15 protein-coding genes are annotated in these 15,802 nt (G+C 41.9%); 12 read left to right on the top strand and 3 right to left on the bottom strand.

Annotation, left to right across the window (positions count from 1 at the left end; translation table 11 throughout):
• Positions 1-298 precede the first annotated feature (298 nt).
• The 7 genes from IM450_RS13690 (at position 299) to lepB (ending at position 6,288) form a co-directional block, all read left to right on the top strand.
• Positions 299-1,000, top strand: a complete 702-nt coding sequence (locus IM450_RS13690; protein ID WP_287666419.1) for a PEP-CTERM sorting domain-containing protein — start codon at positions 299-301, stop codon at positions 998-1,000.
• Positions 1,001-1,426: 426 nt separating this feature from the next.
• Positions 1,427-1,948, top strand: coding sequence for a photosystem I assembly protein Ycf3 (locus IM450_RS13685; protein WP_002770118.1), 522 nt, complete (start codon positions 1,427-1,429; stop codon positions 1,946-1,948).
• A gap of 141 nt (positions 1,949-2,089) precedes the next feature.
• Positions 2,090-2,386 carry an Asp-tRNA(Asn)/Glu-tRNA(Gln) amidotransferase subunit GatC gene (gatC, locus tag IM450_RS13680; RefSeq protein ID WP_287666417.1) on the top strand — a complete coding sequence of 99 codons (297 nt, stop codon included), beginning with the start codon at positions 2,090-2,092 and terminating at the stop codon, positions 2,384-2,386.
• Between the two features lie 107 nt (positions 2,387-2,493).
• Positions 2,494-2,895, top strand: a complete 402-nt coding sequence (locus IM450_RS13675) for a phosphomannose isomerase type II C-terminal cupin domain (RefSeq protein ID WP_002803359.1) — start codon at positions 2,494-2,496, stop codon at positions 2,893-2,895.
• 1,211 nt (positions 2,896-4,106) lie between these two features.
• Positions 4,107-4,478 (top strand): hypothetical protein, encoded by a 372-nt coding sequence (locus IM450_RS13670; RefSeq protein ID WP_106908523.1) that lies wholly within the window; start codon positions 4,107-4,109, stop codon positions 4,476-4,478.
• A 345-nt stretch (positions 4,479-4,823) separates the two neighbouring features.
• Entirely contained in the window at positions 4,824-5,639 is an 816-nt protein-coding gene (gene mazG, locus IM450_RS13665; RefSeq protein ID WP_002803370.1) for a nucleoside triphosphate pyrophosphohydrolase, read from the top strand.
• A gap of 73 nt (positions 5,640-5,712) precedes the next feature.
• On the top strand, positions 5,713-6,288 hold the full coding sequence (gene lepB / locus IM450_RS13660; RefSeq protein ID WP_287666412.1) for a signal peptidase I: 576 nt from the start codon (positions 5,713-5,715) through the stop codon (positions 6,286-6,288).
• Between the two features lie 9 nt (positions 6,289-6,297).
• Here the strand turns inward: lepB and IM450_RS13655 are convergent, their stop codons facing one another.
• Positions 6,298-6,786: a universal stress protein gene (locus IM450_RS13655; protein ID WP_061430996.1), complete on the bottom strand. Its 489-nt coding sequence runs from the start codon at positions 6,784-6,786 to the stop codon at positions 6,298-6,300.
• A gap of 18 nt (positions 6,787-6,804) precedes the next feature.
• On the opposite strand from IM450_RS13655, the gene IM450_RS13650 reads away from it, so the two are divergent.
• The gene (locus IM450_RS13650; RefSeq protein ID WP_287666372.1) at positions 6,805-7,722 is read left to right on the top strand and encodes a ribonuclease D; all 918 of its coding nucleotides are present in this window, start codon (positions 6,805-6,807) and stop codon (positions 7,720-7,722) included.
• A gap of 98 nt (positions 7,723-7,820) precedes the next feature.
• Entirely contained in the window at positions 7,821-8,675 is an 855-nt protein-coding gene (gene pheA, locus IM450_RS13645) for a prephenate dehydratase (protein ID WP_002803374.1), read from the top strand.
• 41 nt (positions 8,676-8,716) lie between these two features.
• On the opposite strand, the gene IM450_RS13640 is transcribed toward pheA, so the two are convergent.
• Positions 8,717-10,642 (bottom strand): sensor histidine kinase, encoded by a 1,926-nt coding sequence (locus IM450_RS13640; protein ID WP_287666367.1) that lies wholly within the window; start codon positions 10,640-10,642, stop codon positions 8,717-8,719.
• A gap of 91 nt (positions 10,643-10,733) precedes the next feature.
• On the opposite strand from IM450_RS13640, the gene IM450_RS13635 reads away from it, so the two are divergent.
• Both IM450_RS13635 and IM450_RS13630 read left to right on the top strand, forming a co-directional pair.
• Complete coding sequence (locus IM450_RS13635) at positions 10,734-11,414, top strand: RibD family protein (protein WP_002803376.1); 681 nt, start codon at positions 10,734-10,736, stop codon at positions 11,412-11,414.
• Between the two features lie 36 nt (positions 11,415-11,450).
• Positions 11,451-12,641: a GNAT family N-acetyltransferase gene (locus tag IM450_RS13630; protein ID WP_287666362.1), complete on the top strand. Its 1,191-nt coding sequence runs from the start codon at positions 11,451-11,453 to the stop codon at positions 12,639-12,641.
• A gap of 28 nt (positions 12,642-12,669) precedes the next feature.
• Here the strand turns inward: IM450_RS13630 and IM450_RS13625 are convergent, their stop codons facing one another.
• Positions 12,670-13,254 (bottom strand): tRNA-(ms[2]io[6]A)-hydroxylase, encoded by a 585-nt coding sequence (locus tag IM450_RS13625; protein ID WP_287666359.1) that lies wholly within the window; start codon positions 13,252-13,254, stop codon positions 12,670-12,672.
• 132 nt (positions 13,255-13,386) lie between these two features.
• Here IM450_RS13625 and glyS point away from each other — a divergent pair, with 132 nt between their 5' ends.
• Positions 13,387-15,519 (top strand): glycine--tRNA ligase subunit beta, encoded by a 2,133-nt coding sequence (glyS, locus tag IM450_RS13620; RefSeq protein ID WP_287666356.1) that lies wholly within the window; start codon positions 13,387-13,389, stop codon positions 15,517-15,519.
• Positions 15,520-15,802: the final 283 nt, after the last annotated feature.

The following is a 15,802-nucleotide window of genomic DNA, read 5'->3' as shown; positions in this document are numbered from 1 at the left end:
GCAAATGGAGAGAATTCTTGTCCATTAAGAAATGTTACAAATTACATGGGTACATTAAGAAAAGTTAAGGGGTTACATCCATTGATGGATAAGGGTTTTCGGCTATTATAGTATATATGTATGGGGGGAAGTTCAGTTATATCGGCCGTGTCCCCGTGTCCACCTATTCCCTTACCATAAAAAAATCAAAAAACTGTATCAAAAGTAACAGACACCGGTAAAAAAAACAAATAAGATATGTCAGGATGTCGTGCGCCCACTTGACTCTAGCTAAATCTTATTTTAAGGAGATTTCCCTGTGAAACTCGCTATTACACATCTTGTTTTATCCACCGCCACTTTCGGCCTAATGTTGGCTGTGCCGCAGAACGCCCAAGCCTCAGGCCTGATTCGCAGTGTCACTGCCACAGCACCAGGTTTTACTATTAACTCCCAGGGGAGTCTAGCCGCTACTACCAACGGATTTGGGCTGCAGGGTCCGCCGCTTAACAGGCCAACTCTGACGGGAACTCACGCAGCGACAAATACTGGTATGACTGATCCCAATGCTTGGCGGTCAAGTCTACTGACCGGCAGTACCGTCGGAAACGTTACTATCAATTTTGCTTTCGGTCGTATCTATAATCTTGCTGGGTTTAGTTTCTGGAACCTTGGCGGTGATACCACATCAGCCAATCAGGGAATTAATGCCGTGACTATTCAATACTCCAGCAACAATGGAGGAAATTGGACTACTCTGACTGACCCTGGCGTTCCAGCTTCCTTTAGCAAAGGCCCGGCTACAGGTGTTGTGTCCGCGCAACAGGTCAGTTTTAGCCCAGTCTATGCGACTAATGTTAGATTTATCAACATGAGTAACCATGGCGCGACTGCTCCTACTAACTATCGTCTCGGCTTCAATGAGATTCAATTTACATCAATCCCCGAACCTTCCACCACCCTGGCTCTGTTAGCCTTGGGTTTAGCGGGTATGGGTCTTGGTCTGAGAAAAAGAATTTAATTTTTGGATGGTAGGTGGGGTTATGGGATAACACCAGGTAACCAATCTACTCACTTAGAGCAACCAACAGGGAGAAGTCTAAATCTTAGGTAAAGTTGCGTCAATGGTGGTTGGAGCAACAAGGGTGGCAGTGAAATTTTCGGGTGGAGAATAAATCGTTAAGGTTTCACCACTGGAAGAAAACATCGCTCGTCCCTAGCAGATTTGACATTTTCCCAATCGGGACGCAAAGGATAAAGATTAGTAAGCCCCATAGTTGCCCCTTGCTAGGGGAATTTTTTTGCTGGAAAATAACGTTCGCCCCCAGCCCAGCCAAGACCCTCTAAATGGAACCCGTGGTCGAGAAAAATTAGAAAAACAGCCCTAGAGTTTCTGGCGAGTGCTATAAAGGTAAATAGTCATTTTGATCGCCTACTTGTCCTAACCATGCCACGCACCCAACGTAACGATAACTTTATTGATAAATCTTTTACCGTCATGGCGGATATCATTTTAAAGATACTGCCCGCCAATAAAAAAGCCAAGGAAGCCTTTGTTTATTACCGCGATGGGATGTCTGCCCAAGCTGACGGCGAATACGCCGAAGCTCTAGATAACTACTATGAAGCGTTAACCTTAGAAGAGGATCCTAACGATCGCAGTTATATCCTCTACAATATCGGTATTATCCACGCTAGTAATGGCGAGCATGAAAAGGCTCTGGAATACTACGAAGAAGCTATCCAACTTAATCCCAGAATGCCCTCCGCTTTGAATAATATCGCCGTTATTTACCATTTTCAAGGGGAAAAAGCTAGAGAAGACGGTCAACAGGCCGAAGCGGAAGCACTCTACGACAAAGCGGCAGAATACTGGAAACAAGCCATCCGATTAGCCCCCAATAACTACATTGAAGCCCAAAACTGGCTGAAAATCACCGGGCGATCGGAAATTGATGTTTTCTTCTAAATTGAGGAGACAGGATTCAGGAGTCAGGAGTCAGGAAATTGCTTTTATTTATTCTCCCCAATTGATAATTCATAATTGATAATTCATAATTTCCACTCCCTCACTCCCCAATTGATCATTCATCATTACCCCATTTCTCCCATGATCGATCGAGCAACAGTTGAAAAAATCGCCCATTTAGCCCGTTTAGAGATTGATAGCGGCGAAGAAGAACAATTTGCGCTGCAATTAAGCGGAATCCTCGATTATTTCGAGCAGTTAAGCGAATTAGACACGGAAAATGTGCCACCCACCACGCGAGCGATCGAAATTCAAAATATCACTCGCGCCGATAGTAATAGACTTTATCCCGATCACGAGGTCTTAGTGCAAGAATCGCCGGCCCCAGAAGGGGATTATTTCCGGGTTCCCCGTATTCTCAACACCGACGAAGACTAAATCAGTGACCACTATTTACTGTTTACTGATCACTGATTTAGATGCCATCTAGGGTTTTTGCTGCTATCTTGGACTAAGATCAGACCTAGCAATGGAGACATAATATAATGATCGCATCCCAAGATGTGGCACCATTTCAGCTTATTTCGACCGTAGAATCGGCAGCAACAGAATTTAGGCCTTGGGGTTCTTTCACCACCCTAGAAGAAGGTCCCGGTTATAAAATCAAGCGGATTGAAGTAAATCCGGGTCATCGTCTCAGTTTACAGATGCACTACCATCGCAGTGAACACTGGATTGTGGTTTCGGGGACGGCAAAAGTCACCTGTGGAGATAACGAAGAAATTCTCGGAGCCAATCAGTCCACTTATGTGCCGCAGTGTACCGCTCACCGTCTGGAAAACCCCGGGGTGATCAAATTGGTGTTAATTGAAGTGCAGAATGGGGAATATTTAGGAGAGGATGATATAGTCCGTTTTCAGGATGATTATGCTCGCCATCAGAGCTAAGACAGTGTTTAGGGACTTGCGTGGGAATAATATCCCAATCGATCGGAGGGCGCAAGCTTTGCGCCCCTACAGTAACGGATTTTGTCCACAATGTAGGGGCGAACTGCATTCGCCCAAAAGGTACATTATCAAAGCGCAGGTCCCTTAGGGGGACAGAAGGGCAAGAAACTATATTTTCGCCCCAAAAACCCTTTTAGGTTAGTCTGCCTGACTGTCTTCCCTGTGTTGGCAAGGCTCCTCAAGTTCTAGAAAAATTTCCTTTTCCGGCCGGGTAGCGGTTTTCCTCCATGGCAGAAAAATAAACTTCCCCTAGACCTTGTGTGGGAAGCTTGAGGAAAGCTGGGCTAGGGGAAATAATTTATTCCTTTGCTGGATTAACTCTAGCATATAACTCTGATTTGTCAGGACTATAACAGCCAGATGTCAATTCTATGACAAAGAAAAGCCGCTCATAAGCTGCCCCCGCATCTAAATTGCTGGTTGAGATGAGGCACTCTTGCACTCTTGCAACAGGAAAGGGATTGGGGGAGATTCAGCTAATCTAAGGATAGGCCGTTAAAATGCGTCTTAGCTTATTCAGGAGATTATTTTTATTTGTTCTCCGCTCTCCCCTCTCCCCACCTGCCAATTCGTAATTTATGGTTCTTCGGTTTGTCTTATGCAATGTACAGGATTATAAGGAATGAAACTCTTATAGAGAAAGATATTTGGCGATTTTTGTCAATTGTTTTTGATCTAGAGCGAACTAATCAATTAAGTCTCTTGCCAGATAAGGATTTAGTCGATTTATGCTCCCCTATCGAACCATACCAAGTAACTAAGAGCCTAATTTATAATTCATAATTCATAATTCATAATTTCCACTCCCGTCCACCTATTTTCTGAGAATTCTAGAGGTACTTGTAAATATTTGTTACAACGAGACGAGGAAAAATCTGAGGACAGGGACAGAAGAAAGGATTATCGACGGGGATCAAGGATTTCAGCAGGAAACTGCATTGGGGATCAAGAGAAACCGATTGTAAAGTTTTCGATACCTCTCGCCGATTCTTGTAATAGTTCGATACATATAACATAGATGATTAGCGATGATTGTAAATTTATATTGCGAATAGCTCATCTTCTTCGGTGTTTTCCCTATACTGGTTTTCATCAACTTTGAGCCGACGTGCAGAAAAGTTAGACCACCAAGTTTGTAAGAGGTCAGGAAGATGCAATTAACCGCAAGAAATAACTGGGGCTACGTTTCTTTAGCAATGCTAAAAAGCTTTCTTCTCTGGAGTTTCGTCCTCACTGTCTGTTTATTAGTAGTGGGATTTCCTTTAGTAGTATTAATGATGACAGTGGGAGCATTGTCGGCGATTATCTTACAGTCAGTTTTACCGATTAGTTCCGTGCTTTTAGTGGCGGGAATGATTATTGGTATCAATATTTTGGCTATCCTAATTAGTGCCGCTTTATTAACAGCAAAAGGTGTTCATCCCCATGAAGTTAGCTGGTTGCACTGGTTACACGGTGAGGTAAAAACCTCTCATCAAGCTGTTTATGCTTCTTGTCCCCTAACTTGCGGGGTAGTTCATTAAATCTGATTTTCTTACAGTGGAATTACTTACCTTTTTTCTATTTAGATTTATTTAAGTTTTCAACTGCTTTATCGGTTGATTATACACACTCCAAGCTAGTGCAACCCGGTTTTACCGGGTTTTTTCATCGTTATTGAGCTAAAGCAGTTATCTGAATAATGGGGAGTCGGTCTTCGCTCAAATTAGGTTAAACTTGATCTATTATCAGAAAGGCTGTAACTGAATATTAGAAGACAGGGAGATGAGAGCTTTTGATAACTGAAAACTCACATCTGATCACTGATAACTGATAACTGATAACTGATAACTAACCGGTATAATGGGGGAGAAAACCGGAAAAAATCGATGTCTAGCCTTCCAGAAACCGACAATCCCAGCTACAAGGTCATCTTAGGGGCATTAAACCATTTAATCACCGTTGTTGCCCGTTTACGAGATCCAGAAAGCGGCTGTCCTTGGGATTTAGCCCAAACCCCAGAAACCCTGATTCCCTACGTTATCGAAGAAGCTTATGAGGTGGTAGCGGCGATTAAAAGCGGTGATAAAACTGCCATTGCCGAGGAATTAGGCGATTTACTGCTACAGGTGGTTTTACAAGCCCAAATTGCCAGTGATGAGGGTAATTTTAGCCTAGAAGAAGTGGCTAGAGGCATCACCGATAAATTAATTCGTCGTCATCCCCACGTTTTCGGGGAGCTATCCTTAGAAAATCCCGAACAGGTGCGTCAAAATTGGGAGAAAATCAAAGCTGAGGAAAAAAATGACCCGACTATTAGCGGCAAATTAACCCGTTATGCCCAAACTTTACCACCCTTAATGGGGGCGATGAAAATTTCTCGGCAAGCGGCGCGAGTCGGTTTTGAGTGGGAAAATATCGCGGGAGTCTGGGAAAAATTTGGCGAAGAGTTAGCAGAATGGCAAGAGTCCCTAGAATCTAGCGATAAAGAGCATCAACAGGCAGAATTAGGCGATTTACTCTTTACTATTGTCAATCTTGCTCGCTGGTATAATTTAGACCCCAGTATCGCTTTACAAGAGACTAATCTGCGTTTTATTCAACGTTTTTCCCTAGTGGAATCTGTGGCGGAAAAGCCTCTCCATGACTATACACTAGAGGAATTAACAGTTTTTTGGCAGCAAGCGAAAGCTAAGTTAAGCTAAACGGCTTTTACTTCGAATCACCGATATAGACTCCAAAAGGGTTATAGCTATACCAACCATCATCTGGGCAATAATGCAAGAGCAAGAAATTAATAAGGACAAATCTAAGAGTTTTTGGGCTTCTATTCGAGAAAATCTGCAAATTATCGCTATAGCTTTAGTTTTAGCCCTATTGATCCGCACTTTTGTGGCTGAACCTCGTTTTATCCCCTCCGATTCTATGTTACCGACTTTAGAACAGGGCGATCGCTTAGTGGTGGAAAAACTTTCCTACGATTTCCATCCCCCTCGACGGGGGGATATCGTCGTCTTTGAACCGCCGGCACAATTACAATTACAGGGATATCAAAAGGACCAAGCTTTTATTAAAAGAGTGATTGCCACAGCAGGGGATGTGATTGCTGTCAAGGAGGGCAAAATTTACCTGAATAATCAACCCTTGGCAGAGGATTATATTCTCGAATCCCCTCAATATAATTTAATGCCTTTGCTTGTGCCGCAAAATAATTTATTTGTCATGGGAGATAATCGCAATAATAGCAATGACTCCCATATCTGGGGGTTTTTACCGGAAAATAACGTGATTGGTAGGGCGGTTTTTCGCTTTTTTCCTTTTAATCGTTTGGGGATTTTAGGGGGGAATAGCTAACAGGAATTTTTAGTCTTGATGATGTTGAACAATTAAGACGGAACAGGGGGCATGATGGAGAACATAATTACTCACACTACCTAAGAATAACTCTCCTAGACCCGATCGCCCACGCCGACCGATGACAATTAAATCAATATTTTCCTCTCGCGCCACTTTACAGATAGTTTTGGCGGCATGACCGTAAATTTGCCGGTATTCTCCCTTAACACCCATTTCTCCCGCCTGATTAGCTCTTTTTTGCAACATTGCCACCCCTTTCTGCTCGAATTCTTCCCATTGTTGCCGCCAAAAATCGAGAGTCAGATCATTGCCCTGGGCGGGGTAAATATCGGCTAAATTGGGTGGAATCGGTAAAGGGCTATAATCTTCTTCAGGAGAAAGGACGTGCAGTAGTAGGAGGTTAGCTTCGTACTTACTGGCTAAGGATACAGCCTCCTTAAAAACACTCTCCCCCATCTCCGACAAATCTACTGCTATCAAGATTTTTTGATACATTTTTCCACCTCTGCAACCATGCCTTATTTAACGGAATCCGACGCTATTAGGAATGCGATCGATCACTTTTCTCATTTTCCCATTCTTTGGTTAGATACGGAAGTAGCCGATTACGATAGCAAGACTCCCCGTTTGTCTCTGATTCAAATTCTGGCTGATTCCACGGACTTAACGGGGGAGCGGGTGACAATTTTGGATGTTCTTGATCGACCCGATCTTACTAACTATTTTATCACTAAAATCATGCTGGTTGACCGGATAGAAAAGGTTTTTCACAATGCTAGTTATGATTGTAAATTTTTGGGCGGTAAGGGCAAAGTTAAAAAAATCACCTGTACCCTAGAGTTAGCTAAAAAGGTTCCCTACTATATTGCTCCCTTACCCAATTATCAACTGAAAACCGTGGCTGAATGTCTTTGTCATTTTCCCGCTATCGATAAAAGTGAACAGGGGGGTAATTGGGGCAAAAGACCTTTAACCGCGGACCAGCTAGAATATGCACAAAAAGACCCCGTATATACAGCCCAAATCCACCATCGTCTTTTGCAGCTTTCCCATTTAATTACTCCTGATCCCGCGGGTGAGAATCTGGAAAGATTAACTAATCGTTATTGGGAAATTTACCAGCAATGGAAGATTTTAGATACAGAGATGGAACATCTCAAGGAACGTTTAAAGTCGGCAATGATTGAGCAACAAGCTGCGGAGATTAACGGGTTTTCGGTCAGTTATCAAAATCGCACTGGCAAAAAAGTTAAACTGGCCGAATTAGCCAAAGTTGTCTATTTATCGGGCCAGGATAGCCAAATATCTCTCTCCTTAACTAATGATTTTCTCAAAGAATTGGGGGATTTAGCCCAAGGGTTAACTATCGAGGAAACTCGCCAAAAAATCAGTCAATTGACCATCAAAGAAAGTGAAGCTGACTTGAGATGATTATAGCAGAATAGGAGTCAATACCAAATTAGGTTATACTTGATGCGGATGAGAAAGGCTGTAATAGCTAGAAAAAATTGCTTGCGGGGATAATCTAAATGACTGTAAAGATCGCTTATCTGGGGCCGGTGGGAACCTATTCAGAAACAGCCGCTTTAGCATTTGCTAACAGTTTACCACCCCAGCCTCGTCAATTAATACCCTATCCTAGCATTGCCTTGGCCTTGCGATCAGTTGTCCAAAATCAGGCCGATTTAGCAGTGGTCCCGGTGGAAAATTCCACCGAAGGAAGTGTGGTAATGACTCTTGATGCTTTATGGCAATTACCCGGGTTACAGATTCAACAAGAATTAGTTTTACCGATTTCCCATGCACTTCTATCTCCCAGACAATCGCTAACAGAAATTAAAACCGTTTATTCTCATCCCCAAGCTTTAGCCCAATGTCAAAAGTGGCTAGAAAATAATTTACCTAACGTGCCGATTATTCCCACCAATTCTACCACAGAAGCGATTCAAATTCTCGATCGAGAGGCTAATTCGGCCGCTATTGCTTCCCCCCGGGCGGCAAAACTTTATAATGTACCAATATTAACACAACCAATTAATGATTATCCCGATAATTGTACCCGTTTTTGGGTAATGGCTGTAACTTCCCATCCTCAAGGTGAGCGGATGTCCCTCGCTTTTCAAGTTTTAGATCAACCTGGTGCTTTAGTCAAACCTTTAGAAGTTTTTGCCAAACGTCAGCTTAATTTATCTCGGATCGAATCGCGACCAACTAAACGATCTTTAGGGGAATACATATTTTTTATTGATCTAGAAATTAATCCAGATCAACAGCATTTAATCGGGGCAACTTTAGAAGAATTAACCAATTATACCGATGCGATCAAGGTTTTTGGTGCTTATCAGGTGGTTAATTTGCCTGTAGAGAGTTTAGAGGAATTATAAACTAAATTCCTCATAAATTACAGAAATTAAATAGAGATATTTTAGATTTTAAGAGAGGGAAGAATCGGCAAAGATGAGTTTTCCTCTGGGGTAGAATCAAGCTTTCTTTCCCCAACTAGAGGAAGAATAATTTCTACAGTTGTTCCTAAACCTTTACCTTGACTAGAGATAGTAATATCTCCCTCCATCATTTTCATAAAATTCTTAGAAATAGCTAATCCTAAACCCGTACCGCTAAATTTTCTAGTTGTGGAACCATCAATCATCACAAAAGGGCGAAATAATTTTAATTGCTGCCGGGGATCTATACCGATTCCTGTATCGATTATAGTCATAATAGCCTGTGGATGTTCTAAGTGAGTTATTAAAGAAATTGTGCCTCTATCAGTAAATTTAATTGAGTTAGAAATAACATTCAAAATTACCTGTTTTAATTTAGTGGGATCAGCATAAACTATCGGATTTTCTGGACAGAAAAGTAAATTTAATTTTAAGCACTTAAGTTGCAGCGATGCTGTTTGTAAATTAATAACTTCATTGATAATTTGGTGTAAATCTACTGGTTCAGGATTAACGGAAAGTTTGCCCGCTTCTATTTTAGCAATACTGAGAATATCATCAATAATTCCTAACAGATGTACGGCTGCATTATCCGCTTGTTGCAGATATTCTTTTTCTTCCTCCTCGCTATTACAAAATCCATCCATAACGCAACGAATTGAGCCAATAATACCATTAAGAGGGGTGCGTAATTCGTGGGAAGTATTCGCCAAAAATTGGTTTTTTAATTGATTGGCATTTTCCGCTTCTTGCCAACTCTTAACTATTTCCTCTCCCCAAAGGCGTAAACGTTCGAGCATTTCCTCTAAGGCCGAGGCTAACTGATTAATTTCTCGAATATTAAAGTTTTCTGGTCTAATCTTTTGGGAAGGAATTTTTTGAATATTTAAGGCATAATCTCGCAGTTTTTCTAAAGGTCTAGCTAAATCCCTGGCGATCAGTATAATAGCTACTAAATAAGCTAATAATAAACCAGAAATTAGATAAAAAATTGCCTCCCAAATTTGTTGCAGAGGAGCCAGAGCTTGGGAGAGGGGACTAATGGCTAAAACTATCCATTTTTGGGATGATTCTCCCGTAACTGGACTGGGGAGGGAACTATAACCAGCGACTAATTCTTTGCCATCTTTCTCGAAAGAAAATAAATGCAAGAAATTTTGTTTTCCTCGGATAGCATTATTGATAATACTATTTAAGCGTTCAGCATCAGCTTCTTGACTGATATGGCTACCAATGCGATCAAAATAGGGATGAGCGAGAATAATGCCATTTTCAGAAATAACCACGGGATAACCTGACAAAGAACCGGGTAAAACCTTCTCACGGTAAAGGAGAGAAGCTTGCAGAATCAGACTAGATTGTAATTGTCCTTGATTATCGTAGATGGGAACGGCAAAAACTAATTCTAATTGACGATTATTATTGGGAGATTTAATTAGAAATTTTCGGGGTAAACTTCTAACTAAAATATTTTCGATATTACCAGCAAAGCTAGTCCGTTTTTCTGTCCATTTTTCTAGAGGCAAAACTTTGATAATTTCTGGTTCACAGGCTCGATTTAATAAAGGTTTCTTGGTCTTAATATCAATTAATTCCACACAGTTAATCTGATTAGGAAGCCGCACCGTGAATTGTTGTAAAAAAGCTTCTTTTTCGGCTAAGGTTCCCTGTTTTAAAACCAGACTTTCGCCCGCAGTGATAAGATTGGCCTGCAAAAATTGAATTGATTGATCAATATTGTCTGCTTTTCTGATGGCACTTTCGGTAAGATTTTGACGAGCCGTTTCCAAAAAAGCCGATCGCGCCTTACGATAGGTGACATAAACTCCCATTAGTAGTACAGGTACACTGACCAAGAGTAAGCGAGAGAGCAGAATACGACGAAAGGAGGATTGACCGATAGGCATAGGCAGAAATTGGTTTGATTCTTGCTATCAAACTCTAGACTATACTAGCCTATTCACCAATCGGACCGGGTGATATCCCCGAGCATTTGCCATGAATCGTCCTCACACCACCGTTATTTTAGCCATGAGTGCCGATGGTAAAATTGCCGACGCCTACCAGTCGGCGGCCAGGTTTGCCTCTGCTACCGATAAAATGCGTCTAGAACAACATTTATCCCGCATGGATGCCGCTTTATTCGGTGCCAACACCCTGCGCGCTTATCACACCAGTCTTCCTATCCGTCATGGCGATTTTCTCGCATACCGTCAACAACGGGGATTATCTCCGCAGCCGATACAGATCGTTTGTTCTCATTCAGGCCTGCTTGATCCCGGGATGAAATTTTTTCAGCAGCCTTTCCCTCGCTGGTTAATCACCGCAGCGGAAAAAGTGGCGGCATGGGAAAATCGGGGTTTATTTGAGCTTGTCTTAGTCTGCGGTGATTGGAAGGCTATTTTTAGGCAATTTACCGCCCTAGGTATCAAAAAGCTGGCGATTCTGGGAGGAGGTGAATTAATTGCCTCTCTTTTAGCTGAAGATTTAATCGATGAAATCCATCTAACCATTTGTCCGTTGCTGTTAGGAGGCAATAAAGCGGCAACTCCTCTGGCAGGAACTGGATTTATGGCTGATTCTGCCAGAAAATTACAACTTTTGAGCGTGGAAACCGTGGAAGAAGAAATTTTCTTACATTATTCCCTTGAACGGCAGTCCCATAAATCTCAAAACTAGATTACCTTAAATAAAAAGGTTGACTTATCTTGTCCCATGGTAGAACAGCTTAAACCCCAATATTCTGTCGTTTGGATTGATAAAATGAGTGAGATTCCCCAACAAAAATGGGATGCTCTCGCTCAACCCCTAACTACTCCCTTTCTCGAGTGGGAATGGTTACATAATATCGAAACTTCCGGCAGCGCCACGGGACGCACGGGGTGGCAACCTGCTCATCTAACAGTTTGGTGCGGTGCTGAGTTAATTGCCGCCGCTCCTTTGTATATTAAAAGTCATAGTTACGGTGAATTTGTCTTTGACCATCAATGGGCAGATCTTTCCCATCGTTTAGGGATTAGATACTATCCGAAACTGTTAGGAATGACCCCTTTTACTCCGGCGGTGGGTTATCGTTTTTTAATTGCTCTGGGGGAAAATGAACTGGAGATTACTGCTTTAATGATAGCGGCAATCGATCATTTTTGTGACCAAAATAATCTGTCGGGTTGTCATTTTCTTTTTGTGGATCCCCAATGGCGAATTTTAATGGAAAATTTTGGCTTTACTCCCTGGTTACACCATAGTTATATTTGGAATAACAAAGGTTTTCAAAGTTTTGAAGATTATCTGACGGTTTTTAATGCTAATCAACGCCGCAACATTAAACGGGAACGGAAAGCGGTGACTAATGCGGGGTTAATTATTAAAACTCTGGCTGCCGAAGAAATTCCCCATCATTTATTCCCGTTAATTTATCGGTTTTATAGCAGTACCTGTGATAAATTTTACTGGGGAAGTAAATATCTGACACAGAAATTTTTTGAACAATTATATCCGAATTATCGTCAGCGAGTGGTTTTGATTACTGCCTACCAGAATGAAAAGGATACTAAACCGGTGGGTTTATCTTTTTGTATTCGCAAAGATACTAATCTTTATGGTCGTTACTGGGGCAGTTTTCAAGAGTATGACTGTTTACATTTTGAAGCTTGTTACTATCAACCGATCGATTGGGCAATTAGTCAAGGTATTACCATGTTTGACCCCGGCGCGGGAGGACAACATAAAAAAAGACGGGGTTTTCCCGCCACTGCCAATCACAGTTTACACCGTTTTTATCATGGTAAAATGACTCAAATTCTCCGCAACTATATCCAGGAAATTAATCAAATGGAACAGGAAGAAATTGAGGCAATCAATCAAGATTTACCCTTTTCTAAGAGAGAAATTGAGTTGAACGAGTAATTTAGATAGGGTTTGTCCTTGGGTGCAATCAACTATGAATACGAGGTTCCGGGTGCAGAGTAGTGAGAATTTCACTTTCGAGCGCCGCTAGGGTTTCTAAGCGTTGCTCGATCACTGTCCGTTCAAAATAATCCGCTGCTAATAGCCAATAAATACCATAATGACGCGCTTCGGAAGCCATTAAACCGCGATAAAATTGAGCTAATTGAGGATCGGGACAATATTCTGCCAATAAACCTAATCTTTCGTGGGAACGCGCCTCGATTAAAGCCGATATTAACAGCGAATCCAAAAGGCGATCAGGTTCTTGGTGACGAATCTGGGCCTTTAATTTAGCACCATAAGGGGGAGAATTCAAGGGAGCGAGGGGAATTCCCCATTTATCTAACCATTGATTGACCTGTTCAAAATGTTCTAATTCCTCTTGTGCGATCGCAGTTAATTTCCGCACGAGGGAAGCGTAGGAAGGATAACGAAACATGAGATTTAAGGCCACTCCTGCCGCTTTTCGCTCACAATGGGAATGATCGAGCAGAATAATCTCTAAATTATTAATTGCCTGTTCTATCCAATCCTCAGAGGTGGCAGTGACTAATAAATTAATCTTTCCCATGGTCGCCGATTCCAATTTGCTGCATCTTTCACCCTAACCCAAAAAGTCGAACAACACCAGTCAAAAACTAAGGACACGGCTTCTGTGATAGCCTAGATGATCGGTGAAGCATAAACACGGCCAATCAATCAGATGGATTTTTTACTGGAAGTCGGTACAGAAGAACTACCCGCAGATTTTGTCGATAGCGCGATCGCACAATTGCAGGAAAGAGTTAGCAAGAGTTTAGAGACGGAATCTCTGGACGCGACTGCTATTCAAGTTTACGCAACCCCGCGCCGTTTGGCCGTGTTAATCACAGGATTACCGAGGGAGCAAGAAGATCGCAGCGAGGAGATCAAAGGACCCCCAGTTAGTGCCGCCTACAAAAATGGTCAAATTACCCCCGCTGGTGAGGGTTTTGCTCGAAAACAGGGAGTTAGCACCGATGCTTTCTCAATTCGCACCACAGACAAAGGAGAATTTGTCTATATTGAAAAAACGATTCCGGGTCGTCAAACAGCCGAGATTTTAACTGAATTAATTCCCCAATGGATTACCCGTTTGGAAGGAAGACGTTTTATGCGTTGGGGAGATGGAGATTTAAGATTTCCCCGGCCAATTCGTTGGTTATTAACTTTAGTGGATGGGGAAGTTTTACCCCTAGAATTAATTAATGGCTCTACCACTTTAACCAGCGATCGCTTAACTTTTGGTCATCGCATTCTACACCCGCAATCCTTAGCCATTAGTCATCCCCAAGCATATTTAACCAGTTTGCGCTCGATTTTTGTGGAAGCGGATCCGCAAGTGCGTCAACAGATAATTACCGATCAGATTACCACCCTGGCCAAAACACTGGAGGGAGTGGCAGAAATTCCCGCAGATTTATTAGCAGAAGTGACTAACTTAGTCGAATATCCCACGGCAATTGTCGGCAAATTTGACGATGAATTTCTGGAATTACCCCCGGAAGTAATTATTACCGTAATGGTGACACATCAGCGTTATTTCCCAGTCAAGACTAAACAGGGTTTGTCACCCTATTTCATCACTATTTCCAATGGCGATCCCCAGAAATCTGAGATTATCTCCGCAGGAAATGAAAGGGTTATCCGCGCACGGTTAGCCGATGCCAGATTTTTCTATACTGCCGATTGTGATGAACCCTTAGATAGTTTCCTTCCCCAACTGGAAAACGTCACTTTCCAAGAAGAATTGGGAACCATGCGCGATAAAGTCGATCGGATTATGGAAATTGCCCAGATGATCGTCGAACAGTTAAATCTCGATGAACAAAGTCGCAGTGATATAGAGTCCACTGCCATGCTTTGTAAAGCGGATTTAGTTACCCAAATGGTTTATGAATTTCCTGAATTACAGGGAGTAATGGCCGAAAAATATGCTTTAATTAGTGGTGAATCGGCTGTAGTTGCCCGGGGCATTTTTGAACATTATCTGCCTCGCAATGCCGGGGATCTACTCCCGGAAACAATAACCGGTCAAGTGGTGGGAATTGCCGACAGATTGGATACTTTAGTCGGTATTTTTGGACTGGGAATGCTGCCCACTGGTTCTTCAGATCCCTTCGCTCTCCGTCGGGCTGCCAATGCAATAATTAGTATTATCTGGTCAGCCGATTTTAATATCAATCTTTTGGCATTAATTGAGCAAATAGCTCAGGATTTTGTCACCAGTCATCCCGATAAACCCAACCCGGTCAATCTGATTAAAGATTTCTTTTTACAACGTCTACAAACTCTCTTAATTGATGATTTGAGGATAGATTATGATCTCGTTAATGCAGTTTTAGGGGAAAACGATCCGGAGTATAAGTCTCGCGCTTTAGAAAATTTATTAGATACCCGTGAACGCGCTCGCTTTTTATGCCAAATTCGTCAGGATGGTCAGTTAGCCAACATCTATGAAACCGTCAATCGCTCGACCCGTTTGGCACAAAAAGGAGATTTAGATACAACTACCCTAGAAGCCAAGGGAATCATCAATACGGAGTTATTTGAACAATCCTCCGAATCAGCATTTTATAACGCTTTAATTGCCCTAATTCCCGAAACTATCAGCGCAAGAGAGCAAAGAGATTATCAGCGTCTCCTCACTGCTTTAACGGCAATTTCTCCCCTGGTGGCTGACTTTTTTGATGGCGAAAATAGTGTGTTAGTGATGGCAGAAAAAGAATCTGTCCGTCGCAATCGTTTAAATCTGTTGGGTTTACTGCGAAATCACGCCCGAGTCCTAGCAGATTTTGGCGCAATTGTCAAGGGATAATTCAGTAATCAGTTATCAGTAATCAGTTATCAGTTATCAGTTATCAGTTATCAGTTATCAGTAATCAGTAATCAGTAATCAGTTATCAGTAATCAGTAATCAGTTATCAGTTATCAGTAATCAGTTATCAGTTATCAGTAATCAGTAATCAGTTATCAGTTATCAGTAATCAGTAATCAGTAATCAGTAATCAGTTATCAGTTATCAGTTATCAGTTATCAGTTATCAGTTATCAGTTATCAGTTATCAGTTATCAGTTATCAGTTATCAGTTATCAGTTATC

The sequence above is a fragment of the Microcystis sp. M083S1 genome, assembly GCF_020246405.1.
GTDB lineage: Bacteria > Cyanobacteriota > Cyanobacteriia > Cyanobacteriales > Microcystaceae > Microcystis > Microcystis aeruginosa_C.
Note: the sequence above shows the minus strand (reverse complement) of the source record. Positions and strands in the feature narration are given on the sequence as shown.